Here is a 16486-nt window from a genome sequence, read left to right on the forward strand (position 1 = left end):
TACACCAACAGGAGAAGCGATGACGATCGTTCGCACTCACAAATTATTTGCAGCATCCATGGCCGTTCTTGCTCTCATCCCCCTCACCGCCTGTAACAACACCGGCAAGGCTGCCGCAACCCCGGCAAACTTTACCATCGGCATCAACAACCACTATCTCGACCACTCCGAGTGCCTCTTCACCGACACCCGTTTCCCCTTCGAAACCAGCGATGCCGAGAAGACAAAGCAGCTCGATGCTCTAGTAAAAAATCTCCTTCTCGAAAAGTCCGTCGAGACCGCCATCCACGTCAGCCGCTATACCGTTGCCCCTGCGGGAACGCGCTACGCCCCGCGCTTCTGCTACGGCCACCGCGAGGTCACCAGCATCGACAGCTTCACTCCCGTCGCCGTCGCCAACGGCTTCAAAGAGACCACGATCACCTACAGCTACACCATGAAAGAGGTTCCCGTCTGGGCCGAGAGCAAAGACGTCCAGGCCGCGTTCCCCGCCATGGCCCATGCCATCACCAGCCAGGCAACCGACAAGATCACCCTCGCTCAAAGCCCCTTAGGCTGGCAGGTCCCCGACTAGTCCCGCAAAAAATCGGCTGGCTTTCTTGCTTCGCGACTCCGCAACAATGACCTCTACTCGTTCCCCTGCCGCTACAATCGGCAGTAGAGGAACCAATGTCGAAATCACGTCGAGAATTCCTGACTCAAAGCACACTCACGTTACTTGCCTCTGCTTCCGCACTCGCCCAAACTCCCTCGACCCCGGCCACTCCCGGCGCACCGCCAGCCTTCGGCACCTCACCCGCCGTAGGCCCCGAGGTCACCACCAGCACCTTCGCCGAAGCTGAAAAGCTCATTCAGCTCGCTCTCACCGAGAAGGACCGCGCGCAGGCCGCAGGCAACTGGCGTGTCGCCATGGCCCCCCTCTACGAACGCCGCACCGGCCCACGCAAAGTCGCCATCCCTGACGCCGTCGCTCCCTACTCGCTCATCAACTCCATCCTTCCCGGCCAACCCACACTCCCGGGGAAAGACGAATTTCTCCGCACCAAATCTGACGCTCCACTCCCAACCACGGACGAGGCCATCGCCTTCTCTCCGGTCCACCAGCTCTCCCGCTGGATCGAAACCCGCAAGCTCACCAGCACCCGCCTCACCGAGATCTACCTCGCGCGCATCGAGCGCCTCAATCCCAAGATCAACTGCATCATCACCCTCACCCGCAACCACGCTCTCGCGCAGGCCAAAGCCGCAGATGCAGAGATCACCGCCGGACACTATCGCGGCCCGCTCCACGGAATCCCATGGGGAGCAAAGGATCTCCTCGACACGGCCAACATCGCCACCACCTGGGGAGCCGAACCCTTCCAGCATCGCGTCCCCACCGCCGACGCCACCGTCACCGAGCGCCTCAACGCCGCCGGCGCAGTCCTCATTGCCAAGCTCTCCCTTGGCGCACTCGCCCTCAACGACATCTGGTTCGGCGGCCAGACCATGAATCCCTGGCTCACGGAAGAAGGCTCGAGCGGCAGTAGTGCAGGCCCCGGCGCAGCCACCGCCGCAGGCCTCGTCGCCTTCTCCATCGGCAGCGAAACCGGAGGCAGCATCGTCAGCCCATCCATGCGCTGCGGCGTCACCGGCCTCCGCCCCACCTATGGCCGCGTCCCCCGCACAGGAGCCATGACCCTCTGCTGGTCCCTGGACAAACTCGGCCCCATGGCCCGCAGCGTCGAAGACACCATGCTCGTCCTCAACGCCATCACCGGACCAGACGGCCACGACGTAGCCTGCGTCCCCAGCAAGCTCGACTTCGACGCCCAAGCCCCTATCAAAAATCTGAAGGTCGGCTACTTCCCTCAGTGGATGAAGGAAGCACCCGCCACCGACGTAGACCGCGCCGCACTCGCAGCCATCACCACGCTTGGCATGACGCCCGTCGAGGTCACCCTCCCCGACTGGTCCTTCGACAATCTCGACCTCATCCTCTTCGCCGAATCCGCCGCAGCCTTCGAAGAGATCACCCTCAACCATCAACTCGACCTCCTCAAAGCCCAGGTCCCGGACGCCTGGCCTAACACCTTCCGCCAGTCCCACTTTCTCTCCGCAGTCGACTACGTCCAGGCCGACCGGCTCCGCCGCATGGTCGCCGTGGAGATGGCCCGCATCATGTCCGAAGTAGATCTGCTCCTCGTACCCTCCCTCCGCGACGAGATCCTCACCATCACCAACTTCACCGGCCACCCCTCCCTCACCCTCCGCGCCGGCTTCGTCGAAGTCTCCGAGCCCCGCAGCGACTGGGCGCCCGACCCCACGAAACCGACGCCAAAGTTCAGCACCCCACGTCGCGTCCCGCATGGCATCACCCTCATCGGTCGCCTCTTCGATGAAGGAACCATCGCCCGTGCCGGCCTCGCCCTCGAACGCCACTTCAACGTAGCCCACGAAACCCCACCCGGCTTCTGAGCCGGATGGGAGAACTTCCGCCGACCATCGAGAGACCACGGGCGAAGCCGGTACACAAGTCACGAAGTGGCCGCCGCCCGCGCAAGGCAAACGTGAACCAGAACCTCTCGTCGCGCAATAAGACAAACACTACGCCTCGCTATAATGGCGCCCATGGAAGAGCTAAAGCCGAGACCGAAGCAGCTGGCCACATGGGCACTTGCAGGCGCGTTCCTGGCGACAAGCTCCTATCTCCTGGTCTTTGTGCCGATTCCACGGCTCCCCTCCCACGGGCACGGTCTTTGGGCTCTGCTCTGGATGAATCGACTGCGATTCGTCGCGTTCTTCACCCCCCTTGCTCTCGGACTTGCGATCTCCCAAGTTGCGGAGCGGCGGTTCAATCGCGGCTTCCACGATGACCTCTGGAGCGAGGCTGAACTCGAGCCCGTAAAGGCGTTAGTCGCAAATCCAATTTGGCGTTGGGCGAGCCTGATCTTATGCTGCTTCGGTCTCCTGGCAATGATCTTCAGTAACAACCCCAAAACCCACTTTAGCGGGATACTGTTCTACGTCTTCCTAGTCCCTACTCAGACAGCCATGCGTATCCGCCAGCTAGTCACCTCGAGAGTAAAGACAACCGGTGTATTCAGGGACTGGAAAAACGTCAAGCCCATTCGCTCCGACCACTGGGGCCAACAGCCGATTCCTCCCTCTGAATAGAATCTGTTATCCATGAGCAGAGGTACCCACTTAGATACAGCGAGCAAGAAACGCTTCGCACCTGACAGCTTCTGCATCACAATGCCGTATCGCTCGTAAACCTGGGGTTGGGGGTACGGATATGCCATCTACTGATTATTTTGAAGAGCTATACGGTGTCACTGAAGAGCGGGCTCTCAACTTCTGGGCCTCCAATCTTCATGAAGCGATAGGAAATAAGCAGTGGTCCCAAATCCGCGACTCGACAGGGGTATACCTGGCCAGCGTCTTGGGTCACTTCTGCCTGCAATCCGTAGATCGCGCCGAACTGCTCTCTCCAGACTACAACCCGGATGACCGGGAGTTTCGGCAGTTTGCCGACCTTACTCAGATCGCCGAGATGATGATGCGACAACTCACCAGCGCAAAAAATCCTCTCTGGATGGAGTCAGCCGGTGCGCACATTCTTCTCTACGCCGGCTTCTTTCAAACCCAGAATAAGCACCGACACAACATCGCCTTCTACTCCGCCATGGGCAGAGAGTGCTATCTCATGGCGGCAGTAGGCAAGCGGGCGTCCATGATGAAACAGATGGCGGCAGGCTTCAGCCAATACCTCTTTCATCTGGCCAGCCTCCATCAACATCTGCGCGAAAGCAGATACCTGATAAGAACGGTGAACTGAAGTTGTCTCGAACCTGCGCATGTTGGGGAGCGGCTGCGAAGACGCCAGCTGTTCTTTCAGTGTGTTGCTTCCTTCACCCTGTTGCACGCTCTAAGCCTCGTATGTGCCTCTGAAGCAGAGCTACCCCCTTTGAAAAATCCCCTGTCCTTAAAGCATCGACAATCTGACGGTGATCGTGACTTGACGTGGGTCTCCAGCCCGCAGAACGCGTTGCAGAAAATATGATTCGGGAGTTGGCGAGTTGAAGCTCATCGAGCATCTCGAGCAATCTTGGCATTTTGCATGGCGCGATCAGCTCACTGTGAAATGTTCGGTTGGCCCGTTCCCATTCGATGATTGTTTGTGCGTTGTCTCCAACCAGCATCGCGCGTTCGATCTTCTCGAAAGAGGCGGCATTCAACCTCGGGGCGGCATGTGACAGCGCCAAGGTCTCAAGGGAAGCACGAATCTCGACGATTTCCTGCATGGAGAAGTGATTGAGAGGGGCCACGCGCATCCCACGCCGAGGTTCACTTACTAGCAGCCGTCGCGCGCGTAAAAGCTGAAACGCTTCTCGGACCGGCACATGGCTCGACTCAAATTCCTCTGCGATACGGTCCTGGCGAAGTGGGACCCCGGGAGAAAGTTCCCCAGTAACGATTCTCTCGGCAAGCGTGTGTGCAATTCGTTCCGCCAGCGATTCATTTCTCGTCATAATTGTAGATTATCTCTGATAACTCTTCCATCAAATTGCTATAGTTCGAAAAGTCCGTTGCGAATGGGGCTGATTATCTATAATTTTGCCCTTCGGCCGAGAGACGCTTACAGGAGATTTCAATTCATGAAGGACGAACCCACTTCTGCGTCCCATACGCCCGTAATTCCAGCGCATATCTCTTCGGCGCGTTGGACCTCCACGAGCGCGCGTGCGCTGTATGAGCTGCCGTTCAATGACCTCCTGTTCCGGGCCCATTCTGAATATCGCGAGAACTTTGATCCGAACCGGATACAACTCAGCAAATTGCTCAGTGTAAAAACCGGAGGATGTCCGGAGGATTGCGGTTATTGTAGTCAGTCTGCACGCTATGAAACCGGACTGACGGCTTCGAAGTTGATGGAGGTGGAACACGTCCTATCCGAAGCACGCAAGGCAAAGGACGGTGGAGCCACACGCTACTGCATGGGAGCTGCCTGGCGTAGCCCGAAGCCGCGCGACATGGAGATGGTTGTCACTATGGTCCAGGGCGTGAAAGCGCTCGGCCTTGAGACATGCATGACGTTGGGAATGCTGTCGCCGCAGCAAGCTGAATCCCTTGGTGCGGCTGGACTCGATTACTACAACCACAACATCGATACCTCCGAACGGTTTTATCCGAAGATCATCACCACAAGAAGCTTCGGAGACCGTTTGGAGACCCTCGAAAATGTCCGACAAGCAGGGATCAAGGTTTGCGCCGGCGGCATTATCGGCATGGGCGAAACGGCTGAAGACCGCATCGACATGCTGGTGACGCTTGCAAATCTGCCCTCCCCGCCCGAGAGCGTGCCGATTAACATGCTCATACCGATTCCGGGATCGAAGCTTGCCGATGCAGCGCCGGTTGATCCGATCGAATTCATTCGGATCATAGCGCTCGCCCGAATCCTCATGCCGAAATCTCATGTCCGCCTATCAGCCGGACGGAAAAGCATGTCGGACGAATTGCAGGCCCTCTGCTTTTTTGCTGGGGCTAATTCGATCTTTGTCGGTGACACTCTCCTGACGGCCGCCAACCCCGGAGAAGACCGTGACAGCAGTCTGCTTCGTCGCCTCGGATTAACTCCAGAGGCAATGAGCACCATCGAATGATGCCGGAACGGCTGGCTCGATATGAAGTGACGCTCGGGCAGCTCGAACGCAAAGGTCGAAGGCGCGCCCTGGCGCGGCAAAGCGGTATCGACTTCACCTCGAACGATTACCTTGGCCTTGCCGGATCGGCTCGACTCCAAGCGAGCGTGATCTCCGCTCTCGACAGGGGAGTGCCGGTTGGAGCAGGCGGATCGCGGCTCCTTCGCGGCAATCATCCCGAGCATGAGGCGCTGGAAGAGGAAGCGGCCGCATTCTTTAACTCCGAGCAGATGCTGTATTTCGGCAGTGGCTATACCGCGAATGTCGCCATCCTCTCAACTCTGCCGCAACGCAATGATCTGGTTGTCTATGACGAGTTGATTCATGCGAGTGTGCATGCGGGAATTGCAGCGGGGCGGGCCACAGCAGTCGCGGTGCCCCATAATGACCTCGACGCATTTGACGATGTCGTCCGCAAGTGGCGTGAAGCGGGCGGCAAGGGACATCCCTGGATTGTGGTCGAAAGCCTGTACTCGATGGATGGCGACAGGGCTCCCCTGATCGGACTTGCAGGCGTGTCCGATCGTTACGACGGATTTCTTCTGATCGATGAAGCTCATGCAACGGGCGTTCACGGTGCAGATGGTCGTGGTCTCTCGACCGAGCTGGAAGGGCGCGACAATGTCGTCGTGCTCCATACCTGCGGCAAAGCGCTTGGCGTATCCGGCGCGCTGGTCGGAGGGAGCCGGATTCTTTGCGACTATCTCGTCAATCATGCGCGCCCTTTTATCTACGCGACTGCACCCTCTCCGCTTGCCGCTGCCAGTGTTCGCGAAGCCCTGCACATACTTCCGGAGGAACCGGAGCGGAGGCAAGAGCTTCACAGGTTGATCGTCTACGCCAACGAACAGATCGCCACTCATCTTGGGATTGAAGGCAGCGGTTCGCAGATACTCCCCGTCATTATTGGCGACAGCGCGCGCACCTTGCGCATCGCCCAACAGATGCAGGCGGATGGGTTCGACATCAGAGCCATCCGGCCACCCACAGTTCCCGCGAACACGGCTCGGCTGCGAATCGCCATTACATTGAATGTCGATCTCCCAAGTGTGTCCCGCATGTTCGAGCGGCTGGCACAGGTGATGACGAAGGAGCAGCCGTGAATCTGAGACTGGTCATCACAGGTACTGATACAGGGATTGGCAAGACGGTGTTTTCTGCCGCACTGACCGATGCGCTCGGTGCCTGCTATTGGAAACCTATTCAATCCGGCCTTCACGAGGAGACCGACAGCGAGACAGTCCTCCGACTCGGCCGAATATCCTCACAGCGCATTCTTCCCGAAGCCTGGCGGCTCAAGACGCCGGTTTCACCACACCTGTCAGCAGAACTTGACGAGGTCACGCTTGATCCCGATGCGCTACAGCCGCCCGAGACTAACTTGCCTCTCATCATCGAAGGGGCCGGCGGATTGCTCGTTCCGCTGACCCGTCACAAAACTTTTGTAGATGTCTTTGCGCGCTGGCAGATTCCGGTTGTCCTCTGTGCCCGAACCGGTCTCGGAACCATTAACCACACACTCTTGTCGCTGGAAGCGATGCGGCAACGGCGGATTCCAATCCTGGGTGTTGCATTTATAGGGGATGCTTATCCCGACACGCCACGAATCATCGAGGAGATGGGAGATGTGCGGATCCTTGGCAGGCTACCCCGGCTGGAACCATTGACGCCCGATAGTCTACGCCGAGCATTTCGCGAAAACTTTGACACCTCATCCTTTCGGGAAGTGATCGCGTGATGCGCTCTCATCCGCCGTCCCCTATCTGGCACCCCTTTACTCAACACGCACTCGATCCCGTAACCACCAGGATCGTCAGAACGGAGGGGGCCTATCTCATCGACGAACATGACCACTCGGTTCTCGATGCGATCTCCTCCTGGTGGGTGATTACGCATTGTCACCGGCATCCGATCATCATGGAGGCGATTCGTACAGCAGCCGAGACCTTCGATCAGATCATCTTCGCGGAATACACCCATGAGCCCGCGGAAGAACTGGCGCGAGAATTGATCCGGTTAGCTCCGCCCGGCCTCAAGCACGTCTTCTATTCCGACAGCGGCGCCACTTCGGTCGAAGTGGCGCTAAAGATGGCACTGGGGTTCTTTCATAATGCTGGCGATCCACGCTCGCGCATTGTCGTCATGGAGCACGGCTACCACGGCGATACAATCGGCACGATGTCCGCTGGCGAGCGTGGCGTCTTCAACGCTGCTTACAGCCCACTGCTCTTTAACGTGGAGACCATTCCTTTTCCTACACCGGGTCGTGAACAAGAGACGCTGGATGCCTTCGAGCGCCTCTGCTATGGACAGGAAGTGGTTGCGTTGCTGGTTGAGCCGCTTATCCTCGGCGCCGGCGGCATGAAGATGTATCCACCGTACGTCCTGACTGAGTTGAAGCGAATTGCCGAGTGCTACGGAAGTTTGTTGATCGCGGACGAAGTCATGACTGGCTGGGGACGAACGGGCACTCTTTTCGCCTGCGAACAGGCGGGCATCACGCCAGACATTCTATGCGTCTCCAAGGGCATTACAGGAGGTGCGCTTCCTCTTGCTGCGACCCTATGTTCGGCCGAGATCTTCGACGCGCACCTGTCATCGGATCGCCGCAGAACATTCTTCCATTCCAGTTCCTACACGGCCAACCCGATTGCTTGCGCGGCGGCGGTTGCCAACCTCATCGTCTGGCAGAATGAACCGGTTCTCAAACGTATCGAAGCACTGGAGAAGATGCACCGTGAAAGACTAGAGCCATTCCGTACTGATCCACGCTTCATCAACGTCCGACAGAGCGGTACCATCGCGGCTCTCGACCTCGATGTTTCGACATCGGGCTATCTCTCTGACGTCGGGCTCCAGCTTAGAGCTTTCTTTCGACATAGAGATCTCCTCCTCCGTCCGCTCGGCAACGTGATCTATCTGATGACACCATATTGCGTGACGCCTGAGGATCTCGACCGGGCCTATGCCGCCATTGATGAAGCAGCCGAGGTCTTCGGAAGGGCCAGAAAGTGACTCATGTGCAATCAAGCCGCATCGCCGGTTTAGGCCATTATGTTCCTGAAAGACGTGTCGAGAATGCTGAGATCGAGGCGAGGCTTGGCCTTGAATCCGGTTGGATCGAACGTCGAACCGGCATCCGCGCGCGGCGTTGGGCCGCTCCCGATGAAGCGCTCACGGATCTCGCTCTTAAGGCTGGTGACATGGCCCTGAAGGATGCGGGTATCGCGCGTGCGGATGTGGCGCTGACACTTCTCGCAACGTCAACGCCTGATCACCTGTTGCCGCCATCCGCTCCGCTACTCGCTCATCGATTGAATCTCCCGAACTCAGGTGCCATCGATCTCGCTGGCGCTTGTTCAGGATTCCTTTACGCTTTGACCCTGGCCGATGGTTTCGTCAGGACGCAGGGAAAGCCCGTCCTCATTGTGGCCGCCAATATCTTGAGCCGACGTATCAATCCAGAGGAACGCGGCAGCGCAATTTTATTTGCCGACGCAGCTGGAGCGATTGTTCTTGCTCCTTCCTCCTCACCGAGCACTGGCATACTCGGGGTCGACTTGGTATCTGACGGAAGTCACTATGATCTGATTTCGATTCCCGCTGGCGGAAGCAGGAGGCCCTTCGCTGCTGGCATGGACCCTAAAGAACTGCTGATGACGATGAGCAATGGCAGATCGGTATTCTCTCAAGCTGTGCGTATGATGACTGGATGTTCCATTCGCGCCATGGAACAGGCTGGACTGACGCCGGAAAACATCGATCGGTTTGTACCCCACCAAGCCAACGTCCGCCTCTTCGAAGCTGTCTGCGAAAATCTTGGACTGGCAAGCAGCAAGACTATCCGGACGATCGAGGAGTTCGGAAACTCCTCGGCAGCTACCATTCCGTTGTCTTTGTCTCTCGCCAATAGAGATCGCCCCTTCGTCTCAGGTGAACGATTGCTCCTGACTGCTGCGGGGGCCGGTCTGACCGGGGGGAGCATCGTCTTAGGGATCTAGTGATGAGTGAGTCTAGAGCAGATGTCTCGGAGAGCACTCGACCAACCTTCAAAAAATAGACGAATTGATATCTGCCTCCCGAGAAAACGAGAGATGGACGGGCGACTTCACCATAGCCGTCGGTTGGCGTACATGAGCTACCTTCCTGAAGGACCACTCAAATGCACGCGCTGACCGCGGTTAGGCGACGACAAAGTTTCGCGCTGTGCGAGCATCGATAATACTCGCGAACGACTCGCATTACAACGCTATCTCGACAGCATCGAGAACGCAGACGAAGATCAACGGGCAAGCTTCGATCCATCCGCCAATGAAGAACAGGTCGCTTGCTGTGAAGCGGCGGGCATGCCTCATATTCCGGCAAGCGAACAGTCAATAATCAGGGCAATAATCAAGGGCGATGACATCCTTGTGTGCACGAAGGCAATTGTCAAAGGGGAGGAAGGCGGCGGGATATCGGTTGCGATTTAACGATGCAGGTTACGGTATGAGCATGATCGTGAAATTGTTCCAAGGCCTCATCCATGTCATCCAAAGAACGAAGACAAAGGCGTACAAAGAAGCAGTCTTCACCTGTGACTTTGTCGCATTCGATGATGCCAGGTGTCTCGATAATCATCCGTTCGACAACTCGAAGTTTACCGGGAAGCGGATTAATACGGACCATCGCCACGATGGTGTATCCGAGCTTTTTCAGGTCGACGTTGATGGTATATCCGGCGATCTGCCCTCGTTCTTCCAGGCGTCGTAGTCTCTCTCCCGTGCTCGGAGAGGTCAGTCCCACGCTGCCCGCGAGCTCCTTCAAGGAAATCCTGGAGTTTGTGGCGATAGTTCGGAGGATCTCTTTATCCAGGTCATTTAAGTCGTTCACGAAGCGTTTCCCCGATTAAGTAGAAAAACTAGATGGAAAGCCTTCTATAAAAAGGATCTTACACTCGTTAGCCTTCGTTTCTCTATTCCTTTTCGTGGGAATTCCTCGAATAATGAAGGAGGTTAAGGAGAACATATATGAAGATTCGTACCCTTACAGTTTCGCCATCCCGGCGTCTTGAGGATCTGGTATTGGTAGAGAAGCCAGCGCAACAAGTGCTTTTAGAGGGACAGATCCGGGTACAGATGGAGGCTCTCGGACTAAACTTCCGCGATCTGCTGGTCGCCACGGCCTATGAACGGTGGGCATCGCCGGAGGGGCGCGTCCTCGGCTCCGATGGTGTTGGGATCGTGAGCGAGCTTGGTCCTGGAGTCACCCGCTTCAACGTTGGGGATCGTGTTTTGACTACCTTTCTTCCGAACTGGAGAGAGGGAGACCTGACTGCAGAGAAGAGTACCGGCGCACTTGGTGGCCCTTCCGCTGAAGGCGTATTCGCAGAACAGGTTGTATTGCAAGCCTCGGGAGCGGTTCTCGCGCCGGACTATCTTTCTCCAGTAGAAGCCGCAACCTTGCCTGTCGCGGCACTTACAGCCTGGCATGCCCTAAAACGCGCTGATGTCATGCGTAAAGGTGCGAAGGTGCTCATCGAAGGTTCCGGAGGTGTTTCGGTCTTTGCGATGCAGATGGCTTTGAGCGCAGGAGCAACGGTTTTCGCGGTTGGCCGTTCCGATAAAAAGCTCGAACGTTTGAAGATGCTGGGAGCAGCGGCAACCCTGAATTCCTCTACTACGCCAGATTGGGGGAGCCGTATATTCGATATGGCAGACGGTAAAGGCGTCGATGCCGTGATCGATATTGGCGGAGCGAGCACGTTGAACCAGGCTATTGAAGCGACGGCTTTTGGCGGCACTGTCAGCGTGGTAGGTCTTGCCGGTGGTTTGCAGGTGGAGATGAATCTTGCAGATATCTTCAGGAAGAATATTCGCCTGGACGGGATTGAAACTGGATCGCGGACCATGCTGGAGGAGATGATCCGCTGGTTTGAGCAGCATCAAATACGGCCCATTATCGACAGCACATTCTCCTTCGAAAAAAGCAGAGACGCCTTCCTGCATCTGCAAGAGGCAAACCATTTCGGAAAGATTGGCATAGAGTTGGGTCCTCGCGTCTAGCTAGAGGGCAGCAGAGAAACAAAGCTATCGCGGCACACATCCAATCTGGGCTTGGAGAGTTTGGCTTTGATCGTTGCCTGCTTGTTGTCGGCCATCTTTAGTGGCCACGGAGCCCACACCCCAGCGGAGTAGCCTTCTTCTGCGTTGCTTTTATTCCCACTCAAACCGCGCAGCGGATACGACAGTTGATCACTCTGAGAACGAAGCCCACTGGCAGCCGTAGACGGGCATAACTTCAAGCCCATCGCTCCGACCGCTGGGGGCAGCCACCGATTTATTCCTCCGAATAAAGAAGGGCTCTTCGGCAGCACCAGAAAGTAACTCACCAAGTCCCATCACAAACTGAGAAGCAAAACCGGCCTGTTACAATTGCTGCGAAATAGCTACCAAATCTGTCTTCCAGTAGAGGTTCTTCCATGCAGTTGTCCGGCGCGGAACCGAATTTCAGTACGCCCTCAGGCGTCCACGGCAAAGACAATCGCTTCTCCGTCGTCCTCATAAAACCCTCTCACTACGATGACGAAGGATACGTCATCCAGTGGTTTCGCTCCGCCGTCCCCTCCAACTCGCTCGCCGTTATGCATGGCCTCACGCTCGACGCCCGCGCCCGCGCAATCCTCGGCCCAGAGATCGACATCGACGTCCAATCCGTGGATGAGGACAACACGCGTATCCGGACCCGCCGCCTCATCAAGCAGCTCAAAGGCCAGCGCGGAATCGTCATCCTTGTCGGCGTCCAGTCCAACCAGTTTCCCCGCGCAATGGATATCGCACGCCCCCTGCGAGTCGCGGGCATCCCCGTCTGCCTCGGAGGCTTTCACGTATCCGGAAGCATCTCCATGCTCGGCGGCGTCACGCCCGAGCTGCAATCCGCCATGGACCTGGGCATCTCACTCTTCGCCGGAGAAGCCGAAGAAGGCCGTCTCGACCTCGTCCTCCACGACGCCTGGCACAATCGGCTCAAACCGCTCTACAACTACCTCAACGATCTGCCCTCGCTCGAAGGAGCTCCCGCTCCCATGCTCCCTGCCGCCACCATTCGCGGCACCATCGGCAAGTACACCAGCTTCGACGCTGGTCGTGGCTGTCCCTTCCAGTGCTCCTTCTGCACCATCATCAACGTCCAGGGAAGAAAGTCTCGTCGCCGCACCGTCGAAGAGGTCGAACAGATCGTTCGCAACAACCTCAAACAAGGCGTCGCGCGCTTCTTCATCACCGATGACAATTTCGCCCGAAACACCGACTGGGAAAAGATCTTTGACCGCCTCATCGAGATGCGCGAACAGGAAAATCTCAACATCAAGTTCATGATCCAGGTAGACACCATGTGTCACCGGCTGCCGCACTTCATCGAAAAGGCCGGAAGAGCTGGCGTCCGCAGAGTCTTCATCGGCCTCGAAAGCATCAATCCCGTCAGCCTCGCCAGCGCACATAAGAAACAAAACAAGATCTCCGAATACCGCAAGATGCTCCTCGCCTGGAAGCAGGCCGGAGCCATCGTCTTCGCCGGATACATCATCGGCTTTCCCGGCGAAACCCCTGAGTCCGTACTCCACGACATTCGCGTCATTCAAAAAGAGCTCGCCATCGATCTCCTCGAGCCTCACTGTCTCACCGCCCTGCCCGGCTCCGCGGATCACCAGCAGCTTCACGCTGCCGGAGCCTATCTCGACCCCGACCTGAACAAGTACGACCTCGAGCACGTCACCACGACTCACTCCACAATGTCGACGGATCAGTGGGAGAAGCTCTACCGCGACACCTGGAAAGAGTTCTACACCCCGGAACACATGGAGACCGTGATCCGCCGCGCCGTCGCGACCGGTATCAGCTCCTCGAACATGATGGTGCTTCTGCTCTGGTTCCACTTCTGCATCGTCTACGAGAAGATCGACCCCCTGCAGGGTGGTTATCTGCGTCGCAAATACCGCTGCGACCGCCGCCCTACCCTCCCCGTCCAAAGCCTGTTCAGTTTCTATCCCCGTTACGTCTCCGACCTCGTCTACAAGCACTACCGGATGGCTCGCCTGGCGTGGCGATTCCATAACTTCAAAGAGCGCCTCAAACGCGAACCAGCGGCAAAAAACTACTCCGACCTGGCCCTCACCGCCGACGAGGACACCGACACCAGCGCACTCGAGATGATGCTCACCCAGATTTCAGTTGCCCGCTGACTGAACCCTAAAAATATCAGTCGCAACCAACGGGAGCGTCAACCAAAGGGGTATACACGTCACAAAGTGACCGCCGGACGCGCAGGGCAAACCTCGCTCTGGCACTCGTCATTGCTCCCATGAAACAATAGAACTCGCGCTAATTCGCAAATTCAGGGGTACCACGTTTGCTTCGATCTGCTTTTATTGCTCTCTCTCAAAACAAGTCCCTTCGCTCGTTCTCAGAGCGCTCCACGATGGGAAAAAAGATGTCCGGCCGCTTCGTCGCTGGCATGTCCGTGGAAGAGGCACTCGCCGCCTGTCAGCGCGTCAACAAGGAAGGCATCGCCGTCAGCCTCGACTCCCTTGGGGAATCTGTCACTAGCGAAGCAGAAGCCCGCAGATCAGCCGACATCTACCATCAGCTCCTCGACGCCATCCGCGTGCGCGGTCTCAATGCCAACGTCAGCGTCAAACTTTCGCAGGTCGGAATGGACTTCGATCCCGCGCTGGCCGAGCGGATCGTCGGTGAGATGGTCGAGCACGCCGCCCACGTCCAATCCTTCGTTCGCATCGACATGGAAGGCTCCCCCTACACCGAAGCCACCATCGCCATGACGGAGCGCCTCGCCGCAAAGTTTCCCGGCGCCGTCGGCACTGTCCTTCAGGCCTATCTCTTTCGCACTGAAGCCGATACCGAACGCCTGCTCAACAAAGGCATTCGCATCCGTCTCTGCAAGGGAGCCTACAAGGAAGGCCCCGAGATCGCCTTCCCCGCCAAGTCCGACGTGGATGCCAACTACGTCAAGCTCATGAAGCGCATGGTCACCTTCTGCAACCCGGCGACGGGTAAGGGTGTCTTCTGCGGCATCGCCACTCACGACGAGGTCATCGTGGAGCAGATGCGCGCCTTTGTCCGCGAGCACAATCTGGACAAATCCGCCTTCGAGTTCCAGATGCTCTACGGCGTTCGCCGCGACCTCCAGCGCCGTCTCGCCGCCGAAGGCTTTGGCGTCCGCGTCTACGTTCCTTTCGGTCCTGAGTGGTACCCCTACTTCATGCGCCGCCTAGCCGAGCGCCCCGCCAACGTCATCTTTCTCGCCAAAAATTTCTTCAAAAACTAGGCGTCGAGAGTCGTATTTTGGTAAGAAAAATTCAGGTGTGGTTGGGCGTCGGGTTTTCGTTGTTTTGCTGTGTTTTTGAGGGGTGTTTTTGGAAAAAGTGGGTGGCTGGCGGTGGTTTTTTGCTGGTGAGACCGTGGTGGATGGGTGGTGAAACGTGGCGCGTTGAAGGTGCTTTTTCAACAACGAAAAACACGCCACGTTTTTGAACTTTATTTTCAGGCTCAGCGCGAAGCAGACTGAACAGGAACAGGCTCCGCAAGCAGCCTCTCTACCAGTTCCGTAGTCTCCTTGATCAGAGCCTCATGCGCCGGAGGATTGGCCGGCCCCGCAAAGCCTGCATGAATCTCCTTCACTCGCCCATCCCGCCCTAAGAAGAACGAGGTCGGCCAGCAGTTCAAGTTCACGGCCTGCGGAATCTTTTCAGCCAACTGCTCGGTCTCCCCGGCTAGCAAAACCGTGTAGGTAAGGCCGTATTTTTCAATAAACGCATGCAATCGCGTAGGATCCTTCAGGTGATCCTCCTCTTCAAACGACAGGTTCACAACCTCCAATCCCTGGCTGTGAAACTGCTTGTAGAGGCTCTCCAGCATCGGAGCCTCGTCATGGCAGTTAGGGCACCACGACCCGCCGATCGCAACAATCACAACTTTCCCATCGAACTGCGGATCGGTATTTGAAACCAGCTTCCCGCTGAGGTCCGGAAAGCTGAAAGCAAACCTCGCCGAGGGGTCCTTCACCGTCGTCTGCTGCGTCGGATCGGTCATGCCGGGAAGCTCCGCAGCTCGCGCCTGTGCAGGCCTGCGAGCGACAAGGTTCTGCTGCTCGTTCACGTCGGCCCGCAGCTTGTTTGAGACCAGCAACGTTCCATCCACCTGCGGAACAACGCTATAAAGCGCAGGGCCAGCAGCTGTGAAATGGCCGATCAGATACTCCTTCCCTGTCCACCTTCCATAGAGCGCGCCGGTATCTCCATCGATCCGTTGAATCACCGCTTTCACTTCGTTCGAGCGATCGAGGGGTTCCATGCGAAGCTGCCACGCCGACTCTCCCTTGGAGGATTTGACCTCTACCTCCCAATCCCCGGGAATAGGCGGACCGTCGGCTTTCGTATCAGTGGCGGCTGAACTATGTATCGTCAAATCGACCGGGTAGCGGGTAGCAATCGTGCCGAAGGTTCCGGTCAGATGACCATCGACTACCGTCGCGTCGATGGTTCGAGCGAAGTAGTTGAATGTGACGAGCAGATGATTGCCGACAAAGCTCACGCTAGAAGCAGGACTACGCTCAGGGCCGTTAAGAAGTGCCGCATGCAGATCCTTCCCCATACCCGTAATCTCAAGGCGAACGGGAACCTGCTGGCCGTGAACCGTGGCATCACCGACCCACGATCCGACAACTACACCTTGCTTCGAACCCTGAGCTGCGGCAGAGAGAGCGACCAGAAAAAGACTGGCGAAGAGCTTCATAGAAGATCTCGA

At 57.3% G+C, this 16486-nt stretch carries 17 protein-coding genes and 1 pseudogene; 12 read left to right on the plus strand and 6 right to left on the minus strand.

Going from position 1 to position 16486, the window contains the following annotated elements:
• Positions 1–19 precede the first annotated feature (19 nt).
• From GSQ94_RS17440 to GSQ94_RS17455, 4 genes are all read left to right on the plus strand, one after another.
• A complete protein-coding gene (locus GSQ94_RS17440) occupies positions 20–574 on the plus strand; it encodes a hypothetical protein (RefSeq protein ID WP_158945127.1) in 555 nt (184 codons plus the stop codon).
• 95 nt (positions 575–669) lie between these two features.
• Positions 670–2457: an amidase gene (locus GSQ94_RS17445; protein WP_158945128.1), complete on the plus strand. Its 1788-nt coding sequence runs from the start codon at positions 670–672 to the stop codon at positions 2455–2457.
• A gap of 153 nt (positions 2458–2610) precedes the next feature.
• Complete coding sequence (locus GSQ94_RS17450) at positions 2611–3156, plus strand: hypothetical protein (RefSeq protein WP_158945129.1); 546 nt, start codon at positions 2611–2613, stop codon at positions 3154–3156.
• A gap of 121 nt (positions 3157–3277) precedes the next feature.
• On the plus strand, positions 3278–3820 hold the full coding sequence (locus tag GSQ94_RS17455) for a hypothetical protein (RefSeq protein ID WP_158945130.1): 543 nt from the start codon (positions 3278–3280) through the stop codon (positions 3818–3820).
• A 73-nt stretch (positions 3821–3893) separates the two neighbouring features.
• On the opposite strand, the gene GSQ94_RS17460 is transcribed toward GSQ94_RS17455, so the two are convergent.
• Together GSQ94_RS17460 and GSQ94_RS21915 are read right to left on the minus strand one after the other, a co-directional pair.
• The gene (locus tag GSQ94_RS17460; protein WP_254063951.1) at positions 3894–4310 is read right to left on the minus strand and encodes a GntR family transcriptional regulator; all 417 of its coding nucleotides are present in this window, start codon (positions 4308–4310) and stop codon (positions 3894–3896) included.
• A 9-nt stretch (positions 4311–4319) separates the two neighbouring features.
• Positions 4320–4514 (minus strand): annotated as a pseudogene (locus GSQ94_RS21915) (GntR family transcriptional regulator); the annotation flags it as partial.
• A 126-nt stretch (positions 4515–4640) separates the two neighbouring features.
• Between GSQ94_RS21915 and bioB the strand changes: the two are divergent.
• The 5 genes from bioB to GSQ94_RS17485 are packed head-to-tail and all read left to right on the plus strand — an operon-like array spanning position 4641 to position 9688.
• Positions 4641–5648 (plus strand): biotin synthase BioB, encoded by a 1008-nt coding sequence (gene bioB / locus GSQ94_RS17465; protein WP_158945132.1) that lies wholly within the window; start codon positions 4641–4643, stop codon positions 5646–5648.
• Positions 5645–6790 carry an 8-amino-7-oxononanoate synthase gene (locus GSQ94_RS17470; RefSeq protein ID WP_158945133.1) on the plus strand — a complete coding sequence of 382 codons (1146 nt, stop codon included), beginning with the start codon at positions 5645–5647 and terminating at the stop codon, positions 6788–6790. Before bioB ends, GSQ94_RS17470 begins: the two co-directional genes overlap by 4 nt.
• Complete coding sequence (gene bioD / locus GSQ94_RS17475) at positions 6787–7425, plus strand: dethiobiotin synthase (protein ID WP_158945134.1); 639 nt, start codon at positions 6787–6789, stop codon at positions 7423–7425. Before GSQ94_RS17470 ends, bioD begins: the two co-directional genes overlap by 4 nt.
• Positions 7425–8702, plus strand: coding sequence for an adenosylmethionine--8-amino-7-oxononanoate transaminase (locus GSQ94_RS17480; protein ID WP_158945257.1), 1278 nt, complete (start codon positions 7425–7427; stop codon positions 8700–8702). The genes bioD and GSQ94_RS17480 overlap by 1 nt, the downstream gene beginning before the upstream one ends.
• Positions 8699–9688, plus strand: coding sequence for a beta-ketoacyl-ACP synthase III (locus GSQ94_RS17485; protein WP_158945135.1), 990 nt, complete (start codon positions 8699–8701; stop codon positions 9686–9688). Before GSQ94_RS17480 ends, GSQ94_RS17485 begins: the two co-directional genes overlap by 4 nt.
• Before the next feature lie 430 nt (positions 9689–10118).
• Here the strand turns inward: GSQ94_RS17485 and GSQ94_RS17490 are convergent, their stop codons facing one another.
• Entirely contained in the window at positions 10119–10559 is a 441-nt protein-coding gene (locus GSQ94_RS17490; RefSeq protein ID WP_158945136.1) for an Lrp/AsnC family transcriptional regulator, read from the minus strand.
• A gap of 137 nt (positions 10560–10696) precedes the next feature.
• Between GSQ94_RS17490 and GSQ94_RS17495 the strand changes: the two genes are divergently transcribed.
• Positions 10697–11731, plus strand: a complete 1035-nt coding sequence (locus GSQ94_RS17495; RefSeq protein ID WP_158945137.1) for an NAD(P)-dependent alcohol dehydrogenase — start codon at positions 10697–10699, stop codon at positions 11729–11731.
• Here the strand turns inward: GSQ94_RS17495 and GSQ94_RS17500 are convergent.
• Positions 11728–11976, minus strand: a complete 249-nt coding sequence (locus GSQ94_RS17500) for a hypothetical protein (protein WP_158945138.1) — start codon at positions 11974–11976, stop codon at positions 11728–11730. The genes GSQ94_RS17495 and GSQ94_RS17500 overlap by 4 nt on opposite strands.
• A 171-nt stretch (positions 11977–12147) precedes the next feature.
• Between GSQ94_RS17500 and GSQ94_RS17505 the strand changes: the two genes are divergently transcribed.
• Both GSQ94_RS17505 and GSQ94_RS17510 read left to right on the plus strand, forming a co-directional pair.
• Positions 12148–13905 (plus strand): radical SAM protein, encoded by a 1758-nt coding sequence (locus GSQ94_RS17505; protein WP_158945139.1) that lies wholly within the window; start codon positions 12148–12150, stop codon positions 13903–13905.
• 167 nt (positions 13906–14072) lie between these two features.
• The gene (locus tag GSQ94_RS17510; RefSeq protein WP_158945140.1) at positions 14073–15008 is read left to right on the plus strand and encodes a proline dehydrogenase family protein; all 936 of its coding nucleotides are present in this window, start codon (positions 14073–14075) and stop codon (positions 15006–15008) included.
• Between the two features lie 31 nt (positions 15009–15039).
• On the opposite strand, the gene GSQ94_RS17515 is transcribed toward GSQ94_RS17510, so the two are convergent.
• Together GSQ94_RS17515 and GSQ94_RS17520 are read right to left on the minus strand one after the other, a co-directional pair.
• Entirely contained in the window at positions 15040–15267 is a 228-nt protein-coding gene (locus GSQ94_RS17515) for a hypothetical protein (protein WP_158945141.1), read from the minus strand.
• The gene (locus GSQ94_RS17520; RefSeq protein WP_158945142.1) at positions 15230–16474 is read right to left on the minus strand and encodes a peroxiredoxin; all 1245 of its coding nucleotides are present in this window, start codon (positions 16472–16474) and stop codon (positions 15230–15232) included. Before GSQ94_RS17520 ends, GSQ94_RS17515 begins: the two co-directional genes overlap by 38 nt.
• Between the last annotated feature and the right edge of the window lie 12 nt (positions 16475–16486).

The sequence above is a fragment of the Granulicella sp. S190 genome, assembly GCF_009766095.1.
GTDB lineage: Bacteria > Acidobacteriota > Terriglobia > Terriglobales > Acidobacteriaceae > Edaphobacter.

Coding starts and splice junctions, on each gene's coding strand:
- GSQ94_RS17440 (WP_158945127.1), top strand. CDS start 20: ATGACGATCGTTCGCACTCACAAATTATTTGCAGCATCCATGGCCGTT.
- GSQ94_RS17445 (WP_158945128.1), top strand. CDS start 670: ATGTCGAAATCACGTCGAGAATTCCTGACTCAAAGCACACTCACGTTA.
- GSQ94_RS17450 (WP_158945129.1), top strand. CDS start 2,611: ATGGAAGAGCTAAAGCCGAGACCGAAGCAGCTGGCCACATGGGCACTT.
- GSQ94_RS17455 (WP_158945130.1), top strand. CDS start 3,278: ATGCCATCTACTGATTATTTTGAAGAGCTATACGGTGTCACTGAAGAG.
- bioB (WP_158945132.1), top strand. CDS start 4,641: ATGAAGGACGAACCCACTTCTGCGTCCCATACGCCCGTAATTCCAGCG.
- GSQ94_RS17470 (WP_158945133.1), top strand. CDS start 5,645: ATGATGCCGGAACGGCTGGCTCGATATGAAGTGACGCTCGGGCAGCTC.
- GSQ94_RS17480 (WP_158945257.1), top strand. CDS start 7,425: ATGCGCTCTCATCCGCCGTCCCCTATCTGGCACCCCTTTACTCAACAC.
- GSQ94_RS17495 (WP_158945137.1), top strand. CDS start 10,697: ATGAAGATTCGTACCCTTACAGTTTCGCCATCCCGGCGTCTTGAGGAT.
- GSQ94_RS17500 (WP_158945138.1), bottom strand. CDS start 11,976: ATGGGCTTGAAGTTATGCCCGTCTACGGCTGCCAGTGGGCTTCGTTCT.
- GSQ94_RS17505 (WP_158945139.1), top strand. CDS start 12,148: ATGCAGTTGTCCGGCGCGGAACCGAATTTCAGTACGCCCTCAGGCGTC.
- GSQ94_RS17520 (WP_158945142.1), bottom strand. CDS start 16,474: ATGAAGCTCTTCGCCAGTCTTTTTCTGGTCGCTCTCTCTGCCGCAGCT.